Below are 18,526 nucleotides of genomic sequence, written 5' to 3' on the forward strand. Positions count from 1 at the left end.
ATTGACGCATCCGCCGAGCACGGCGGTGACCCGCAGGCCCGTTCTCCTGCCGGCTATGCCGCCAACGCCATGAAGCGAGCGGCGTCCTGCGGTGCGACCTGCAACCGGACTTCCATGCGCAATGCGTCCAGGCCGAGGGTGCGCAGATCCTCGTTGAAGTCGCCCAACTCCGGCGAGATGACAATCGCCTCGATCCCGGCCGCATTCGCCCGTTCGATCAAGCTATCGCGCGCCACGTCGCCGGCCGGATCGTTGTCGCGGACGATGTAGAGCCGCCGCAGCGTGTCGGGGAACTGACAAGCGGCGAGATGCGCCGCCGAGAGCGCCGCCAGCATCGGCATCTCGGGAAGGACCTGCCGGAGCGACAGGACGGTCTCGATGCCTTCGCCGGCCGCTATTACCTCGGCACCGATGCCGAAGCGCACAGCGTTGCCGAGAAGATCTCCCATCGCCCGCCTCGGCGTGTCGATCGGCGCCTTGTCGCGGCGGCGGGGATCGAGCCAGGTGCGATGCGCCCCGGTGATCTTGCCGTCGAGGTCGGTGACTTCAGCGATCATCGCCGGCCAGGTTTCGGTCGGCGAATGCTCATCGAGTCGATAGTAGCAGCGCGGATGGAAATACAGGCTTCCGGTTCCGCGTAAGTCCGTAATGCCACGTTCCCGTAAATACGCCTGTGCGAGCGTGCCGTAGATCGGCTGCGACATGCGAACCAGTCGGCGTGCCGCTTCAGGTGAGCTATGCGGCGCCGGCCTCTGACGCTGGCGCTCATAGGTATCCGGTTCCGGTGGCGGCATGCTGAGGAAGGTCCGGGCCTCCTCAGTGACGTCCTTGAAGTCGACCAGGCCGCAGCTTTCGCGGATGACGTCGAGGAGATCGCCATGCTCGCCGGTTGCCGCGTCGGTCCATTTGCCAGCGGGGCCCTTCGGCGTATCCTTGAGCCGGACATACATCGAGCGCCCGGGCGTGTTGCGCACGTCGCCCACCAGCCAATAGCCACCTTCGCGGCGACCGTTGAAAAGATAATGCCGGCACACCGCCTCGGCTTGATTAGCGAGACGGCGAGCCAACTCATGCAGGGCTTCCACCATGAGGACCTCCTTCAAGCAAAAGGCCCGCCGTCGCCGGCGGGCCAGTCTCGCAAGTCGTTGACGGTTATTCGGCCGCGACCGTGTGGGAAACGTCGTCAGCCATTCCATTGTCTGCGAACGGCTCGTGTTCGGCCATGGCCGTTTCGTCGCCGATTGCCGTCGATTGTTCGATCCCCTCGACAGTTTCGGCGACGGATTCAACACTCGAGGCGCTCTGATCGGCGGTGCGAAGCGGTTCGGGCAACCAGTCGGTATCTGCGAGCAGTGTCTGCGCCTCCGCCGCCATGTCGCCCTTCTTCAGATGCTCGATCCGATCAGCCGCGCGTTGCCCCTTCGCCTCGGCCACGGCCTGAAGGATGCGAGCCTTCGTCACCCGGCCGAGGAAGTTATCGACGGTCGACTTCCAACCGGCTACCGCCATGTCGAGATCGACGGCCTGCGCCAGCCGATCGGCATGGGCGGCCGCACGGGGCCGCCGGTTCCAGGGCTCGTATACCGCGTTGACCGAGAGGCTGACGATGTGGGCGAACAGGCCCGCCTGGCTGTTGCCGTCCCATTCCTGAAGCGCGTCCCAGAGATCGACCGATTCTTTGGGAAGCGCCTTCGACCAGCTTTCGTGCCGCACGCGGATGGCCTCAGCGGATGCGCTGTCGTTCAGCCCCGGCGCCTGCGTGCCGAAGCTGACGCTCTTCAGGTCGAGTTCGAGGCAGCTATCCGAGCCGTAGTGGTAGAACGTCTTCAGGGTGAGGACGTGTAGTGCGGCGAGGAAGGCGACGTCTGGTCGCGCGCCGAGCGCGTTGCGCAGGCCTAGCGTCCGGGGGGACGTCAACTCGCTCATCAGGCGGTCGGAGATGGGCGAGAGGCCTTCGTCCTCCTGCGGCCCGGCCTCGGGCTTCGCCGTCACGACGGCCTCGTCACCCTCGTAGCCGGCGGCCATAGCGCATTCATCGTCGCCGTCCGCGTTCGGCCCGGACACGGACTCGGCCACCAGCTCGTCTTCTGGTCGGACGTAGCCGCGCTCGACGCGAAGCTGGCCATCAGCGCCGATGCTGATGAAAGCGCCGGCGCGCGCGATCTCGGCGGCGTCGAACACGATGGGCCGGTTGTCAAAGCTCTCGATCAGCGTTTCCAGCTCGGACAGGTGCTCGTTCACTTCCTCCGGGAGTTCGTCAGCGTCCTGGTATTCCCCAGACAGCCGGTCCAGTTCGGCCTGCAGCGCATCGCGGCTCGTCTCCTCCTCGGCGGTCAGCGGCACGGTCTCGCCACGGAGCTGGCGCAGACCGAAGGCGTGGCCGTAGGCAAAGTCAGGCGCAACCTCGATCCACTTCCAGCCTTCGGCGGCGATCGCCTCGGCATCCGCCTGCAGTTTGTCGGCGGTCATCTGGTCGACGAGCGGAACATCCTGCAGCCAGCCGCCATCGTCGCCTTGGAACAGGTCGCGCAGGACCGTGCCCCCGGCCGCGACGTAAGCGTCGATGCCGATGAACTGCGCCCGCTTGTCCGAAGCTCGGACCGCGCCCTCGGTCAGCATGCGGCGGATGGCATAGGGCTGCTTGTCGTAAGATGCCTTCAGGCGCTCGAACGCTTGGCTCTGGCGTTCATGGTCGCCCGAGACGGTGAAGGCCATGAGTTGGTCGAGCGTCATGCCATCCTCGGCATAGACGTCCAGCAATGCCGGCGAGACCGACGCCAGCCTTAGGCGCTGCTTCACCACGTTGACCGAAACGAAGAAAGCGGCGGCGATCTCCTCCTCGGACTGACCTTTCTCGCGCAGCGCCAGGAACGCCCGGAACTGATCGAGAGGATGCAGCGGCGCGCGCTGGACGTTCTCGGCGAGCGAGTCCTCCTCCGCGAGGCCACTGTTGCGGACGATGCACGGCACCGGCGCGGTCTTGGCGAGGCGCTTCTGCTTTACGAGCAGCTCCAGCGCCCGGTAGCGGCGACCGCCGGCCGGAATCTCGAACATGCCGGTCTCGATGCCGGCTTGATCGATGATGGGGCGGATACTGAGGCCTTGCAAGAGGCCGCGGCGGGCAATGTCCTCGGCCAGCTCCTCGATCGAGACGCCGGCCTTCACGCGCCGGACGTTCGACTGGGAGAGCAAGAGCTTGTTGAAGGGGATGTCGCGCGAAGGCGAGAGGGTGATTTTCTGAACAGGGGTAGCCATCGGGATGTACTCCGCGACGAGCGCCGAAAGCCTCTCTCTCGGCATCAACTCGTCACGAAGCGCAGCGCCGCCCTCTCACTCTGGAGGGCAGCGCCGCAGGACCGACGATCAGGAAAGCGGGAACGGCACGGAGCCGGAGACTCGTAAAGCCGTGTCTCCGGCTTCCTGGGAGTCAGGTCGCCCGATCGAGAAGCTTCTTCGCGCGCGCCTCGAGATCGAGCCGCGCGTCCTGCTGGGTCTTGTCGCGGGCGACCGCGGTGATGCCCTGCACGAAATCGAAGACGCTTTCGGGCTTACGGCCTTCTTCGGCCAGCACCGTCTCGATGATCTTCGCCGTCTCCGTCTTGGAGAAGCCACGCTTGCGCAGGAAGTCGCTGCGGTCCTCGTCGCTGCGCGCCACGATCTTCTCTCGCGCCGCCTTGATACCGTTGACAAAGGGGAGCGGCGAGGAGTTGGCAAAGCGGGTCAGCGCTGGCGCCGCCTCATGCGCGAAGCGCAAGGCAGCGTATTTCGAGTGGCGGATGGTGATCTCCTCGAAATCCTCGACACCCCACAAATTCCGGTTCTGGCAAACAGCACGGAGATAGAAGCTAGCCATCCCAAGCGTCTTCGCCCCGACCTCGGAATTCCAGCAATAGAAGCCGCGGAAATAGAGGTCTGGCGAACCATCGGGCAATCGGCCGGCCTCAATCGGATTCAGGTCGTCGACCAGGAAGAGGAAGACGTCCCGATCGGAGGCATAGAGCGTTGTCGAGTCCTGCGTGATATCGACGCGCGGATTGTAGATGCCCGTCGACCAATCGAGGACGCCCGGCACCTTCCAACGCGTGTCGCCCGTGCCATTGCCAGCGATCCGCTGCACGGCTGAGACCAGCTCGTGGTCGAAGATGCGGCCATAGTCAGGCCCGGTGACGGCACGCAGTTCGACACGGCCGTCTTCGATCTCAAGCGTCTTGACCGGCTCGGCGCGATGCGAGGTGAGTCCATATTGCAGGTTGATGCCGGCGAGCGGAGCCGGGAGATGGCGGAGGTAGGCGGCCGGCGCTCCGACCAAGCTCGCGAGCTGGCGGAAGCTCCAATGTGTCGGCGCGATCGGTTCGTCGGAGCCCGGCAGCATCAGCACCAGGCGTTCGGCATCGTCACGACTTGCCTCCACGCGGATCGCGGCGCTCTCGACAGTCCGCGTCCGGCTGCGTTCGTTGCGACCGCGCACGGCGGCAAAGAGATCCGACAGGGACAGGTAGCGCTCGTCGGCGGGCCGCGAGAACCACTCTGAGGACACGCGGCCGACGCGCTCGCCACGGGCCACATCCACCTTATAGCCGTCGACACGGTAGCGGGTTGCGTTCAGAATTTCGACTTGGGTCATGGGACATCTCCACGACGGGCGCCGGAGACCTCTCTCCAGCCCTCAACCCGTCACGGAAAACCCGTCTGCACTCTCACTCTCAGGAGCGTTGTGGGGATATCCCGCAGAAGGGGTCGGCCGAGACCGATGGGGTCGGCCGCAGGGCCAATCCTTCGCCTCCCGATCTACCAGAGGGCCGTGCAACCTCTCCCAATTGACGAGCCGCTGATGTCGCTACAGCCGGCAGGCGGCGATAATGAGCGGTCCAAAAGGTCGCTTCAATGGTGCCAGCACCCAGCTTGAAAGCGAGGACTGCTTCCACCCTTAATCTGGCTTGCGTTCGCTTGAGGACGCTTGCCTCCGCGACCAACGCGCCGAAGCCGCAAGCTTCGCAATTTCAGAACGTCGCTGTGGCGTCAGACGTTCCGCACGCTTCTTGCCCCCCTTCGAGCCGAGCAATTGGGCAGCCGCATCTTTGGGCGCGTCCGCATGTTCGCCAAGGTGAACCTGCTTATCTTCGTCGATTTTGTTCCGACCGCTTTGGTTCATGGTCCTGTTCACAGCCAGAAAACTAAGCCAGTTTCGACTGCTTGAGCGCATCCAGCGCGATATCGATGATACGATCCTCAAATAGCTGCAACTTGCGGTCCGCCGATTCCTTCCCGCCAGGCCAGGACGCAAGCTTCTCCCGGACCGCCGAAACGGTCGGCTCCGCGCCCATCTCGACTATAAGCCAATCAACTGTTGCAAGTAGTTCCATGCCCAGCGGCGACTCAAAGCCATCGATGAGCGCAGATGTCGCTTCGACAGCCGGCAGATGGCCTTTGCCCTCGGTTCTCATGAAAAGCGCGACCACATCGCGTTTGGCCTCATCAAACCGTATCGGCTCGAAAGGGCCGGCATCTGCGAGCCGCTTATCGCAGTGCAGATAGCTGCCATCGAGTCCATTGAGCATATGCTTCAGCTTGTCGGAATATGGACCAAACTTATTGGCGCCAAAGTCAAACTCGAACTCCGGTAGCGATAGCTTACGGTTGAAGCGTTCGAGAAAGTAGCCGAGCTTCTGGACCTCAAGCAGCGAGCATTCGATCCCCAGGATTGAATATCGTCTTACTAGCTCCGCTATCGATGCCCTAGCGGCGGTAAGCTTCTCGACGCCGGTTCGCTTGGCAACGTTCTGATACGTCTTCGTCGGCTCGTAGATAACAACGTGAACGTCCTTCAGGCCCTCAAGCTTGGCGATCATCAGTTTTCGGACATCGGCCCATTCCAATCCACCATTGCCGGCTCCAAGGGGCGGCAAGGCGATGGATCGAATGTCATTGCTCGCAATCACGGCCTTCAAGTCATCAAGACCGCGCTCAACCCATTCCATTTTGGACGGATAGCGCCAATGCGCCTTGGTCGGGAAATTGACGATCCATTTCGGCCCGATAAACGAGTCGCGACGCGTCACGAACATCTTCCCCACCTGCAATTCTTTCGCGCGGCAGGCGGCTTCATATTCCTTGAAGTTCTCCGGGAAGGCTTCCTTGAACATGAGAGCAACGCCCTTGCCCATTACACCAACGGTGTTGACGGTGTTGACGAGTGCCTCGGCATCGGATTCCAGCAAATTTCCTTCGGTGAATTCGATCATCATAGGAACCAGCTTCTCTGAGCGACGATCTGAACGGCTGTGCCGTGTGCGGCAGCCAACTGCTGCATCTGATCGCGAGTTTCCGAATCATAGCACGCAATTCCCATTAGCGCGCTAACAGGAACATGCCAATGCACAAGTGCTTCGGCCTGGTATTTCTCGAACTTGTCAAGGTCATCGCGCTTGAAGTCCCGTGCCTGCAGCACGGGCCAAATGATACGGTCCAGATCTGCCAAATCGTTCGAGAACTGCGCCGTCTTTAAGTAGGCATGCCGGTCGCTAAACACAAACGGCTTGTTCTGCGTCAGTAGCCGTGGCAGCGACGAAACAAGAATGACAATATCCTTCAATGGTTTCTGTGGGACGCCGTAACCTGTCTTGATATTGTAGATCATCGGGGTGAAAGGCGTGAAATAGAACGGGACGTAGTCGCTCAGCGTACCGCCCGGAGCGCACGGTACGAGTCGTTGCGCTCGCTTCTGGATCAGCTCCTGATTGCCGATCTCGACATATCCGTTCTGCGCAGCCACAGCGCTTCTGCACCGACAACCGGATTGAAGCACCTGCCCGATATTGTCTTTGTGGACTATTCGGAAAATCAGTGCCTTTTCTGGATTGAGCAACTCACTCGACATGGCCGCGAAACTAACAGCTTCAATGCTTAGCGGCAAGCAGACCCTGACCGCCTCGACACGCCCGGCCCCCCAAGGAGACTTGGCGAGAAGGGCTATCCATGGTTGATCATTGATTGCGACGGAGAACCGCGTTTGTTCAGTTCACAACGCTTTGACATAGATTTGCATTTGGGGCTGATCCATTCAGTGGCTGAGAACCCGCTGCCGAATTTGCGATATCAGCATCGGAGCGGGATCGCGATGAAATGCAACGTTGGGTGAAATCTCGACACAAATGAACATTCCGGGGTCCTGAACCGATCGGCCTATAGGGCGACGATCCAAATGCCGTGGGTGGCCTCGCGCCTCTTCGATACAGGGCGCCGCGAGCTCACGCCCGTACCATCCCGTCAGGCCGTGACGCGAGCATTACGATATTTGCTGACGACGAGATCCATCAGCTCCTGAATCGAGGTGTCTGCGGTCGGCTTGTCGAAGGCGATGGCGCCGTTCTCGACAAGGTTGATGCGGTCGCAGACATCGAAAATTTGCGCGTAATTGTGTGCAATGATGATGATGGCAACTTCCCCCTCACGCTTCAGACGTTGGATAACATCAAGAATCTGGGCGGATTCCTTGACGCCCATCGCCGCGGTTGGCTCATCGAGCAAGAGAACTTTCGCCTTTTGGTAGACAGAACGAGCAACTGCAATCGCCTGTCGCTGACCGCCGGATAGTCTGGCGACTGGCACATCAACGGACGGAATCCTCACCCCCATACGGTCCAGCAATTCAATCGCCCGCGCCCGCATTGTGCGATCATCGAGAATGCCGAGAAAGCGGCCATGGACCGGCTCACGCCGCAAGAACATGTTGCGGTAGACATTGACTTCGTTGATCAGCGCGAGATCTTGGAAGACGGCTTCGATCCCAAGGGAGCGTGCGTGGCTTACCGAGTGAAGCGTTGTGGGTTGGCCCTCGAAATAGAGCTGGCCGCTTGTCGGACGATGAAAGCCGGTCAAGATCTTGATGAGGGTGGACTTGCCTGCCCCGTTGTCGCCGAGAAGCCCCAGAACTTCGCCTCGGTGAAGCCGTAGGTTGATGTCTCGCAGTGCTGTCACCTGGCCGAACGACTTTGCGATGTGCTCCGCTCTGAGGACTTCGGCTTGAATCTGGTCTGGCATCACACGTCTCCACCGCGCATTTGGGTCAGGCGAACGTTGACTGCCATGGTCACGAGGATCGCCGCTCCGAGGATCATATCGAATGTGTAGGCGCTGACGCCGAGCAGCGTGAAGCCGTCCGTCAGGATACCTAGGACCAGCGACCCGATCAGAGCGCCGATGACCGTTCCCACACCACCGGTGAGCAAGGTGCCGCCGATAACCGCACCAGCCATCGCCTGGAACATGATCTGGGAACCGCCGGCCAGGGGGTCGACGGATCCGATCCGAAACGCGTCAATTACCCCCGCAAAGCCACCCAAGGCGCTGCAAAGGATAAAGTTACCGATCTTTATCAGGCGCACAGATATGCCGACTTCGGCTGCGCCGACGAGATTTCCGCCAGTTGCCACGGTATGAAGACCCCAGCGGGTCTTCTTGAGAACGAATTGCAAGATGAGCGTGATGGCGACAGCCCAGCCGAGTTCCGACCAGGCGCTCCCGCCGAGCAGACTGGTAAACCCCTCCCCAGCTTGTAGTTCGACCGGAAAGCCGCCCGAGATCGTTAGCGTGAACCCATTGATGGCGAACAGCATTCCGAGCGTCGTCACAAAGGACGGCACCCGTAGCAGTGTTGTGATCAGCCCGTTGATAAGACCGACAACGGCCGCCGCACCGAGACCGACGAAAACCGCCAGATAGTATGGTGCACCTGCTGCTGCCGCGAAATACATGACAAACGGCGTCAGTGCGTAGACCATGCCGACCGACAGGTCGACCTCACCGCAGACCAGCACCAGCACTTCGCCGCCGGCGATAATTGCTGTGGTGCCGGAGTATTGGATGAGGTTCTGCAGATTGGCTTGTGATAGGAACGCGCCATTGGCATATTGGAAATAGGCAGCAAGCGCGATGCCTGCTGCGAGAATGCTCGTCTCACGCCAGCGCAAGACGACCATTCCCATGGTCTGCCATGATCTCAACCAAGACGGCGTCATGTGGGGCTTTACATCAACATTGGCCGATCGGCGGCCCGCATCTTGTTCGGTCATAACAAACCAACCTTTTGACCAACACTCGACATTCGGCAACTCAGCCAGCGATCGATTTGGGTCTTTCGAGGAGAGCTTTGTCGCTCGAATTGCCTTCGAAGCGGCTCTTCGTCTTGCGGTAGGCTTCAACGCCGTCCTTGGTGACGAATTTCAGACCAGTATTCATCTCGGAAGGCCCGGTAAGGCCGCCGGACGCGGTGAAGAGGAACATTTCCATCACCGTGTAGAATCCCTGCAGATAGGGCTGTTGATCGATGGTGAAATCCAGATGCCCTTCAGAGATCGCGTCGAGTGTCTGCGGCAGAAGATCGAAGCCGCCGGCACGGATGCCCTTGGCGTGAAGACCGTATTTCTGCATCGCCTTGCCGACCGACAAGGTGCTGCCGGCGTCGACCGCAAACATACCTTTCAGATTGGGATGACCGGTGTAATAGGCATCGACCCGCGTGACTTCCTCATTGATGGTCGGACCGGTGGCTATCTCCGCCAACGTGATCTTCTTGCCGGATGCCTTGATTGCATCCCTCGCCCCGTCCATGCGTGGCTGGATATTGAGCTGGCCTGGCGTGGCGATGAAGCCGGCGACTTCACCTTCATCGACAAGACTGACGATGCGTTCACCAAGCGACTTGCCGGCCTGATAAAGGTCCTGACCAATATAGGCAAGGCGGTTGTTACCGGTCGTATCGGCGTTATAGGCAAAGACGGGAATGCCGGCAGCGAGAGCCCGTTCGACTGGCGCATTGAATGCGTGTTGATCGACGAGACAGACGGCAATCGCGTCCGCTTTGGCTGTAATCGCCGTATCCATCGCGTTGACCATCTCGGACGCAACGGATGTCTGGGATCCCGTCCACTGATACGAGCATCCGAGCAATGCGCACGCGTCAGCGATGCCATATTGAGTCGGAACGAAGAAAGGGTTCGTCGTGACGTGATTGATGAAAACGAACTTCCAGCTCGGATGGCTTGGAAACGCGCCCTCCATATTGGTTGCGGCCTTGGCAAGCGTCGGCAGGCCAGCAACCGCGGCAACGCTTCCGCCCAACATGCCCAGAAGCAAATCGCGCCGCGAATTACTGCGCAAGCCGACTAGTTCGCCATCATTATCGTTATTTCCGATCATTGGAGTTATCCTCCTCTTTAGTCGTCCGACAACTCAATGTCGGAAGGCTTTGTTGCAGGGTGTTTCCCGGCGCCCTTGACTTAAGATGGCGTGACCGTCTCTTTATCGAAAACAGGTCCCGTCCATTGTAGATGGTGAAGAAATATCGACATTTCCGTGGCAGAAATAAGAATCGGTTGTCGTCCATCGCCTCTTGGCAACTGGCAGTGTCGATCGATCCAAGATTCGAAACACATGCGCCAACAACGTCCGCGACGGAAACGTCAGACGTTTCAACACCGTATGCACGCGCGAAATGTTCTTTGAGTTTACAAGCCGGGACTTCGGGCTCGTGGGATTCTTGAAAATTAAATTATCGTAACTAACTGGCGACGGTCCGGTTCTGCGCAGGAGGAAGTTTCGGCCTAGGCGCCGTGCGGTAAGTCGGCCAGCATTGGTCTGACCGACCGCCTGAATTAGGCATATCCGCCCAGCGACGGAGCCGCTCACGGATTGCGACCCGCTGTTTGATTTGTTGACAGAATGGGATCGGAACAAAGCCGGCCGGAAAGGATTCATTCTTGAATGCGGAGTGTTCGAGAATTTTAGTCGAGGATGAATCCATGACGATTGTCGATGAATATCGTGAACTGAAGCTGCAGCCCCAGAAAGCTGCCGAGGGGCTGGAGGCTTTCAGCGGTAAGAAGCCGGTGGTGGTGATCTTCAACGATCTGACCCGAGAAGCCGGTCGCGAGCAGGAGCGTTTAATCCTTGAAGCTCGCCAGCGCCTCAAAGAGGCCGATCTGGCGGTTGTGCGCGTGCACGATGGCAAGGTGACGCCTTTATTTGGCGCCGTGAGCGGATTGCGGTCAAAAGTATTTCGTTCGCAACTTGGTGCCAATTCCGTAGTGGACTTTTGCGTAGTGCTGGTCAGCAAGGAGGGTGAGGTGCTGTTTCGAGCTACAAAACCGGCTGAAGTCGCGGTATTCCTTGCCCTCTTATAGTTGGCCCTCAGACGTCGAACGGCACCAACAGGTGGGCAAGACATTGGAGCTGCCCAGTCGTCCGGAGCCTTTTGGGGCGCACGCCTGATCCGCCTGAAAAGAACGAAGCGCTTAAAGAAAGGCGTTGAGAGTAAGGCATAGAGCCCGAGCGAGCGTTACATCCTTTCCTTGATGCCGGCGGATATGAGATACCAATTGATCGGGTAGCTCGTCACGAAGCCACATATCATGGCAATCTGCATGGCGAACCAGAATTCCCAGCTGTCAACATCGGCTTTCGCGCCAAAGCGGTCGGAAAGACAAAAAGCTGCAGCACGGCCATAGCCCCGTACATGCCGACCTGCCACGCCATGAGCGAGAGCGCATCTGCTTTCACGGCGGCCTTCAGCCCTTCCAAGACGGATAGATCGCGCATCGGCGCGATCGCGAAATATTGGAAGACGATACCCAGGGCAAACGCGAAGATGAAATCGAGAATCCAGTCAGCGAACATTTTTTCGCTAAAGAGTGATTGCCAGCCCAAGGCGACTGCAATTGCCGGCAGAGCAAAAGCGAGCCATTCGGCGAGAACATCACCGATCATGCAGCCGCTTCCGCAGTGCAAGGCTCCCTTTCCAACCATGACGGAAAAGGGAATCTTGGTCCTGCTCGGCTTCTGTTCTCCGCGATTTTTTGCCTCCGTCATGGCGTCCTGACTGGCGAGACGGCCGAAGGAAAAATAGGCCCAAAGAAGCGGTAGCGTGCCGAAGAGCGCCGTGACCGGCCAGGCGACACTCATGATTGCCATGTGTTGTGGATGCCGCACGACATCCGCAATCACAATGAAAGCCGAAAGAAAGCCGAGGCTAATGGCCAGGATGGCAAGGAAATGAAACCAGTTCGGAAACATGTGTGTGCTTCGCGCAGGTTGTCGTTCGCTGACGGGCTGGACGATTGCAGGGGACTGTCATGCCAACCATTTCGAACGGTCGATGTTCCAATGGAAGCCAAAAACATCGGTAGAAAGGGTGGGTTCGAGGTTCCCGACATGAAGGCAAAAGGTGAGGTAAGCAAAGCCGCCAAACAAAATGCGCGGGCGATCCCCATGTCGTCTCCATTGCCTCAAGCCCGCCGGAGTGATCTGCCTTGCCATGGGCGGACGGTTAGCTGCGGGGACGCGTTTTGGTCGGCTACTCAGCGCAGCGTTGCGTTGTCATGTAGGATACCCGCTATGGAATGAGAGGCTCGCGACCAGCAGACATCTGATCTTTTTTCTTCAATCCCCTGTAACGAAGCGACCAGCCCGAACGTAACGGAAGGGAGGACTCGAAAATACGTTATCTTTGGGGGCATTCAATGGAGACTGAGGGTGAAGTTCAGGCACTTGTCGAGGCGCGCGAGTCGTTGAACCTGGCGATGAAGTTTCACGCTTCGGGAGAAATCGAACGCGCCGAGCAGCACTATCTCGAGGTGTTGCAGCATCGATATCGCGTGCCGGACATTCTTCCATTGTTAGCGGGGATTGCCGCATTGAGAGGCGATGCAAAGGCCGCATTAGGCTATTGGGATGACATGCTTTGCATCGAACCCAACCATCTGGTCGCCCTTCTTGAAAAGGGTGCACTGCTCCTCAGGCAAGGTGAAGTGAACGAGGCGATCAGCTGTTTTGAAGCCGCTGCCAAGGCCTCTCCCGACAATCCGCTCGTATTGAACAACCTATCGGTCGCCCTTGCCGCAGCCGATCGCAGCCACGATGCTCTTGCCGGCTTTCGCCGCGTGGTATCCCTTCAACCGGACAGTATCATGCCGCGGCACCAGATGCGCCGCCTGACGTCGCGGATCGTTCCCTTCTGGCATATTCCGATGTTGAACGATGTTCGCCGCAACGATGCATTCGAGATGGCTATTGCCAGGGCTATCGCCGAGCGGGGTCCGTCAGTGCAAATACTCGATATCGGCGCCGGCAGCGGCTTGCTGTCGATGATGGCGGCGCGCGCCGGAGCGACGAATGTGGTTGCCTGCGAAACGCTGCCGGTCATTGCAGAAACGGCCGAGCGCATCGTCGAGCAGAACGGGCTGTCGAACCGGATAAGCATTGTTGGCAAGATGTCGACGGATCTGATTGTCGGGCGCGACATGCAGGAGCGAGCCGACATTCTGGTCTCGGAAATTCTCTCCAGCGACCTATTGGCTGAGAACGTGCTCGATACATTTGAAGATGCCCATGCGCGCCTGATAAACGAAGGCGCTACAATCATCCCGCGCGCGGCGAGTGCCATCGGGTGCCTGGTCGAGAGCGATGTCCTCGCCGCCTATTCGTTTGTCGATGTGGCGTCCGGCTTCGACGTGTCGGAATTTACGCGACTTGCCGCCAACCGCTTGCCGGTACACGGCTCGATGACCGAATGGAGGCGGCTTTCCCCTGATGTCGAGCTGCAGACCATCGACCTCACCCGCCCGAAACATGCCGAAGATGTTCGCGTCGTCGATATTCCCGTCAGCGCGGATGGAACGGCGGTCGGGATCGTGCAGTGGATGAAGATCGATCTTACCGACGGAATCGAATTTGCCAATCATCCCGACGATTATTCCGGCGGCGGCTGGCTGCAGGTGTTGCATCCGTTTCCCCAGCCGATCAAGGTGACTGCGGGCATCTCGCTGAAAATCATAGCCGGCCACGACCGCAGCAGTTTAATATTGATGCCGGCATCCTTGGCGGCACATTGAGAGGCTGGAGAAATGCAAGCATCGCCTCGGAAGACTATCGACGCTCGGGAATTTCAAGACATTTTGGGTTGCTATTTCGCCGACAGGTTCGCGAGGATCGTTCTGCCACCGATTTCGGTCGGCCGAGCTTCCAATTGAGACGAAAAACGTCTGGCGGAAGGGTAGGGCGAAGCTAACTGATGTTGGGCAAAGCGCAAGACTAATCAAGCAACCAACCAAAAGCGCGACGCAACTCCTGGGCACCGTCCGTTTCGTACCAGCGACCGTGGGCCAGGACAATCCGCTCCGGATCCCATTTGATCATCGTTTCGACGGCAGTTTTGAGGTCCAGGAGATTTCGCGAGAAGGTCATTCTCATGTCACGGGGCATGCTTCCATGCGGGTCCTGCACTCCGCCGAGCCATGTAAGACAGCGCATGAAGAAACCATCAAGTCGGGAGGGTTCAAAATTCTCGATGAAGTCAGTGAGCACCAATGTACGGCTCTTAGGATGAAAAAACTCGATCTCTGTCATGAAGCTACTTTCCACGGGCAAGGTCACGAGTTCATCATCCCACGGATAGCCGGTCCTCCTTGACAGGTCATTCGCAGGAAAATTGATGCGCCCCCTGGATTGTTCGCGAATGCGAGGGGCAAGATAGATGTCCGCGCCAGGATAGGCGTCTTTCCAATCGGGGATCCACCAATAATGGATGCGGTTCGGTCCCACGATCCAGCGCGGGGAGCCCAATTCTTGCAACTGCTTTTCTAAAGTGGGCGAGAGTGCAGTCGGCGAATGAATGAAAAGGCCGCCGGCAAGCCTGATCACGGTCATTCGCGTCGGGAACAACATCCTCGGCCATGGCATGCCAAACCGAATGAGCGGACCGTCGACAATCCAGACATTCTCCGCAACCGGCTTCAGAACACCAATTGGCGGGTAGGTGCCTCGGGGTTCACAAGACAAGGTGGCTCCTTCGTTGGAGATCGGCGATCGGCTCTGACGTTGCCTGGAGACAGTGGCGCATGCCGACGCTGCCTTGCAGCGCAGTTGAACAACCGGCGACAAACGAGGATCGTCTATCCTTTTGCAGGCAACGTAGTTTCATTTCTCAAAACGGCTGTCACGAGCATCCCAAAGATCGTCATTGTCGAGAATGTCGAGAGCGAGGTCATCTTCACCAAATTCGAGATCGCTTAGAACAAGCAGATGACTGCCATGCCGTAAGTCTCGCAGGAGCGCGCTCCGATCGTCGTCCTCGAAAAGCAATGTCGCAAGCTTGTGCCAAAATCCATTCTCTTCGCTGGCGGCAAACGCTATGGCATCGGCTCCCGTCAGCACCTCGATCTTGGTCGGAGAGATGCCAACGGAAGCCAGACGCTCAATCGCCTCGTTCGCACTGGCAAGGTCATCGAAAAGCGCCGCTATTGCATTTGTCTTTTCATTCGACGCCATCGTTAGCAAACCTATCCGCGCTACGAAGCCAGAGCCAATTTACATCATCACATGATATACTTTAAGCGAACCACGCACAATGCTCGAATGGTGAGAATATCGCTGTTATCGGGTGCCCTGCGCGGGCTCTCTCCTCCGCTTGCACCTGAATGCGCGAGGTTGAACAAAATTGCGTGATTTTTCAGGTCGCCATTCGACCCTCTTTGATTTATGTCATGCTATGACATATATTGATGTAGGGGACTGAACGAGACGACGACGCTTAATCCATGGAGGAACTTCGGTTGGAACGACTAGATGTCAGAATTGATGGCTCGATACGACTTGATCGCGATGTGCAGTTTTATGGTGTGATCACCGGAAGTCTGACGGTTCCGAGAGGTCGAACCTTTGAACTTCACGGTACGGTCCTCCATGACCTAATCGTGGAGGCCGGCGCGGTCGTCGTGGTATATGGCTCGGTCGCCGGGCTTCTCAAAAACAAGGGCGGCGATGTTCGCGTCTTCGGTGTCGTTGGGTCGGTGATGGATTTTGACGAGACAAGACCAACGGACTTGTCCTGCCAGGCCGTTGCGACGCGAACTGCGTGATAACTGTCGTGCGTTCCGAACTGACAAGATGTTGCCTTGGATCGCCCGCCGACAAGCACGACCTTAAATATCCTGGATTCAAGCAGCGATCTTCTCGCGCATGATTTCGAAGGCGGCCTATCCTGAGGTGGTGAACCAGAATAGCTGAGTGATCGGCCAGCCGGCTTTTGTCGATCCCAAATTCGCCGCGGGTTCCTTTCAATCTTCTGGGTGCAAGAACGTGGGTGAGGTGCTGCAATTCAAAGCAATCAAGCTGAGATCATGGCGCAGCCATGTCGGAGGCAAGGGCAGAAAGGCGGTTTGCGCGCCGCCGGAATCGACTAGCTTACCAGCGCCGCGAACCAATGCCGCCAGTGCATCGAAGGGTCCAGAGGAGACACCTTCGGTCATCGCATTCGCGAAGCAGGCGGCCATTCCCCTAATTATTCTGCTTTGCTCGATCGCGGCTTTCTCTATCGTCGTTGCACATATAAGCGGGCAGCCGCGCTATTCAGCAAGGAGCAATGTCTCCACACCCGCATTGATCGAATGACCGATCGAAGTCGCCACCGCGAGTCCTTCATCGCCAATTCACCTCGGATAAATCTTAAGACCCTCTGCAACAGAATTGGCAACGTGTTCCTTGGTTATGACGCCGACGACATCGGTATCGCGCGGAATTCCGTGACCAGTGACCACCACCGCCATGAACGCGTTCTTTCGCCATATCCGCTGAATGACTTCGGAGGCGATCATTTCGTTACCGACGATGGTAAAGTCGCGGCTAGCGATATCGCCAAGGCTTATGCCGGTATGACGATCCTCCAGGCCGCGACGCAGGCCCGTGTTGATGCGTATGACGCCAAACACATGGCTGCCCTTAATCACGACGACGTGGCGAAGCCGTCCCTCCTCTTCGTGCTGACGTAGAAACTCGTCGAAGCTCTGTTCCGCCGGCAATATAAGTATGTCGCTGTCCATGACTTCGTGGGCATGGCGCACCAGAAACATGTTGGCATGCAACGCCTTGGGTATCGGCCGGCCCCGGCGGACCAGCTTGAGCGTGTAGATATTCTCGCGGGAAAGCAGTCGCCGGACACCGACACTGGTGGCGACCGCAAGGATCATCGGCATGACGATGTCATATTCCCGGGTCATCTCGAATGTCATGGTGATGGCCGTCATCACCGCGCCGGTGCCACCGCCGACCATCGCACCCATGCCAACCATGGCAAAGGCCGGGATACTGATCGGGATCGGAATGCCGAGCATGTGTACGAAGGCCGCAAAGCCGCCGCCAAGGGTCGCGCCCATGAAAAGCGATGGCGAGAAGATACCGCCGGAAGATCCCGCGCCCAGGCTGGTCGATGTTGCGATCAACTTGCATGCGAACAGCAAGGCCAGGAGCCCAAGGGTCGTCGTGTGACCGACCAAAATGCTCTCGATCGTGGCGTACCCGACACCATCGACATAGTATTGGCCGAAACGGTCAAAGAGAACGTACATGAGAAGGCCAAGAAACCACATGCCGAGGATATGGCGCGTGTAGCGGCCTGGAATTTTCTCAAAACAGTCTTCGGCCAGATGCAAGCCGTGAATGAAGGCCGCAGCCGCCACTCCGGCCACCGCGCCGAGCGCGGCATAGAGGAGCAGCAATATGACGGCACTACCATCGGTCGTCAGTGCCTGCAGGGGCGGCACGAGAAACGCGGGCTGCTGGCCGATGAACCATCGGCCGACGAACGTTGCGGCTCCCGTGGCTATTGCGACCGGCAGGAAGGTGCTGACACTGACTTCCGGCATCATCAGCTCGATGGCAAACATGACGCCGCCAATCGGCGTGTTGAAAGTCGCGGCGATGCCCGCACCGGCGCCGGCCGCAACCATGACGATGCGCTGGCCGATCGGCATGCGAATGATCTGTCCAAGGGTTGATCCCAGTGCCGAACCGATCTGAATGATCGGCCCCTCGCGACCGACCGACGAGCCGCTACCGATTGCGACGGCAGAAGCGAGAGATTTCACGACCGCGACAATCGGCCGGATCCGACCCTCATGATGATAGATGGCGTTCATGACCTCGGGGACGCCGTGTCCCTTGGCCTCCGGCGCAAAATTGCTGACGAGAAAAGTGACGATGACCCCGCCAATAACCGGCGCGGCTATAATGAACACACCCCATCGACTGGGTGCGGTGAACACGTTTGCGTCATAGGCGATCGAGGCTGTGCCGTTGAAGAACAGGTTGTGCAGAAGCGCAATCAAATCGCGGAACAGGACCGCCCCCAGGCCTGTCACGATGCCGAGGCCGAGTGCCAGAGCCGACAGCAAAAGTAAGCCCAACCGCATGTCTTGGTCGTGCTCCGCCGTACCGTTATTTGCGACACGCCGAGCAGGGCCATCTTCCGTCGGGCCGCGAGCCTTTCCATGATCGAGGTTCGACTTCTCGGCGTCTATCATGAACATGCCTCTTGGTGGATTGTGCTTATTGGCTGCTTCGAGACCTATGCAAGCCTACGCGCCGATAGGCAAATCACTGGCCTCCATATATATCATGACATGACACAAAATCCGCGTTATGAAAAGCGACCGATTCGCGATCGGCGGATCGGGTCCAGATCAATCTCGAAGGAAAT

General features: G+C 58.7%; 15 protein-coding genes and 1 pseudogene. 4 read left to right on the forward strand and 12 right to left on the reverse strand.

What is annotated here, in order from left to right; genetic code table 11:
• Positions 1-53 precede the first annotated feature (53 nt).
• From ACQZ6J_RS14760 to ACQZ6J_RS14795, 8 genes are all read right to left on the reverse strand, one after another.
• Positions 54-1,088, reverse strand: coding sequence for a DUF7146 domain-containing protein (locus ACQZ6J_RS14760; protein ID WP_449084596.1), 1,035 nt, complete (start codon positions 1,086-1,088; stop codon positions 54-56).
• Between the two features lie 64 nt (positions 1,089-1,152).
• Positions 1,153-3,255 carry a ParB/RepB/Spo0J family partition protein gene (locus ACQZ6J_RS14765; RefSeq protein ID WP_449084597.1) on the reverse strand — a complete coding sequence of 701 codons (2,103 nt, stop codon included), beginning with the start codon at positions 3,253-3,255 and terminating at the stop codon, positions 1,153-1,155.
• 172 nt (positions 3,256-3,427) lie between these two features.
• The gene (locus ACQZ6J_RS14770) at positions 3,428-4,624 is read right to left on the reverse strand and encodes a DUF932 domain-containing protein (protein ID WP_449084598.1); all 1,197 of its coding nucleotides are present in this window, start codon (positions 4,622-4,624) and stop codon (positions 3,428-3,430) included.
• Between the two features lie 550 nt (positions 4,625-5,174).
• The gene (darG, locus tag ACQZ6J_RS14775) at positions 5,175-6,245 is read right to left on the reverse strand and encodes a type II toxin-antitoxin system antitoxin DNA ADP-ribosyl glycohydrolase DarG (protein WP_449084599.1); all 1,071 of its coding nucleotides are present in this window, start codon (positions 6,243-6,245) and stop codon (positions 5,175-5,177) included.
• Complete coding sequence (gene darT, locus ACQZ6J_RS14780; RefSeq protein WP_449084712.1) at positions 6,242-6,877, reverse strand: type II toxin-antitoxin system toxin DNA ADP-ribosyl transferase DarT; 636 nt, start codon at positions 6,875-6,877, stop codon at positions 6,242-6,244. Before darT ends, darG begins: the two co-directional genes overlap by 4 nt.
• A 389-nt stretch (positions 6,878-7,266) precedes the next feature.
• On the reverse strand, positions 7,267-8,040 hold the full coding sequence (locus ACQZ6J_RS14785) for an ATP-binding cassette domain-containing protein (protein WP_449084600.1): 774 nt from the start codon (positions 8,038-8,040) through the stop codon (positions 7,267-7,269).
• Positions 8,040-9,071 (reverse strand): ABC transporter permease, encoded by a 1,032-nt coding sequence (locus tag ACQZ6J_RS14790; RefSeq protein WP_449084601.1) that lies wholly within the window; start codon positions 9,069-9,071, stop codon positions 8,040-8,042. The genes ACQZ6J_RS14785 and ACQZ6J_RS14790 overlap by 1 nt, the downstream gene beginning before the upstream one ends.
• Positions 9,072-9,111: 40 nt before the next feature.
• A complete protein-coding gene (locus ACQZ6J_RS14795) occupies positions 9,112-10,197 on the reverse strand; it encodes a substrate-binding domain-containing protein (protein WP_449084602.1) in 1,086 nt (361 codons plus the stop codon).
• Between the two features lie 602 nt (positions 10,198-10,799).
• Between ACQZ6J_RS14795 and ACQZ6J_RS14800 the strand changes: the two genes are divergently transcribed.
• Positions 10,800-11,180 carry a hypothetical protein gene (locus tag ACQZ6J_RS14800; RefSeq protein ID WP_449084603.1) on the forward strand — a complete coding sequence of 127 codons (381 nt, stop codon included), beginning with the start codon at positions 10,800-10,802 and terminating at the stop codon, positions 11,178-11,180.
• Positions 11,181-11,335: 155 nt separating this feature from the next.
• Here the strand turns inward: ACQZ6J_RS14800 and ACQZ6J_RS14805 are convergent.
• Positions 11,336-12,069: pseudogene (locus ACQZ6J_RS14805) on the reverse strand (DUF4396 domain-containing protein).
• Between the two features lie 446 nt (positions 12,070-12,515).
• Here ACQZ6J_RS14805 and ACQZ6J_RS14810 point away from each other — a divergent pair.
• On the forward strand, positions 12,516-13,886 hold the full coding sequence (locus ACQZ6J_RS14810) for a tetratricopeptide repeat protein (RefSeq protein ID WP_449084604.1): 1,371 nt from the start codon (positions 12,516-12,518) through the stop codon (positions 13,884-13,886).
• Positions 13,887-14,085: 199 nt separating this feature from the next.
• Here ACQZ6J_RS14810 and ACQZ6J_RS14815 read toward each other — a convergent pair whose 3' ends face one another.
• Positions 14,086-14,832, reverse strand: a complete 747-nt coding sequence (locus ACQZ6J_RS14815; RefSeq protein ID WP_449084605.1) for a DUF4336 domain-containing protein — start codon at positions 14,830-14,832, stop codon at positions 14,086-14,088.
• 138 nt (positions 14,833-14,970) lie between these two features.
• Entirely contained in the window at positions 14,971-15,321 is a 351-nt protein-coding gene (locus ACQZ6J_RS14820; protein ID WP_449084606.1) for a hypothetical protein, read from the reverse strand.
• Between the two features lie 284 nt (positions 15,322-15,605).
• Between ACQZ6J_RS14820 and ACQZ6J_RS14825 the strand changes: the two genes are divergently transcribed.
• Entirely contained in the window at positions 15,606-15,911 is a 306-nt protein-coding gene (locus ACQZ6J_RS14825) for a hypothetical protein (protein ID WP_449084607.1), read from the forward strand.
• Positions 15,912-16,059: 148 nt separating this feature from the next.
• Positions 16,060-16,443, forward strand: coding sequence for a hypothetical protein (locus ACQZ6J_RS14830; protein ID WP_449084608.1), 384 nt, complete (start codon positions 16,060-16,062; stop codon positions 16,441-16,443).
• Between the two features lie 38 nt (positions 16,444-16,481).
• Here the strand turns inward: ACQZ6J_RS14830 and ACQZ6J_RS14835 are convergent, their stop codons facing one another.
• A complete protein-coding gene (locus ACQZ6J_RS14835) occupies positions 16,482-18,350 on the reverse strand; it encodes a chloride channel protein (protein WP_449084609.1) in 1,869 nt (622 codons plus the stop codon).
• Between the last annotated feature and the right edge of the window lie 176 nt (positions 18,351-18,526).

Source organism: Rhizobium sp. A37_96, from assembly GCF_053521765.1.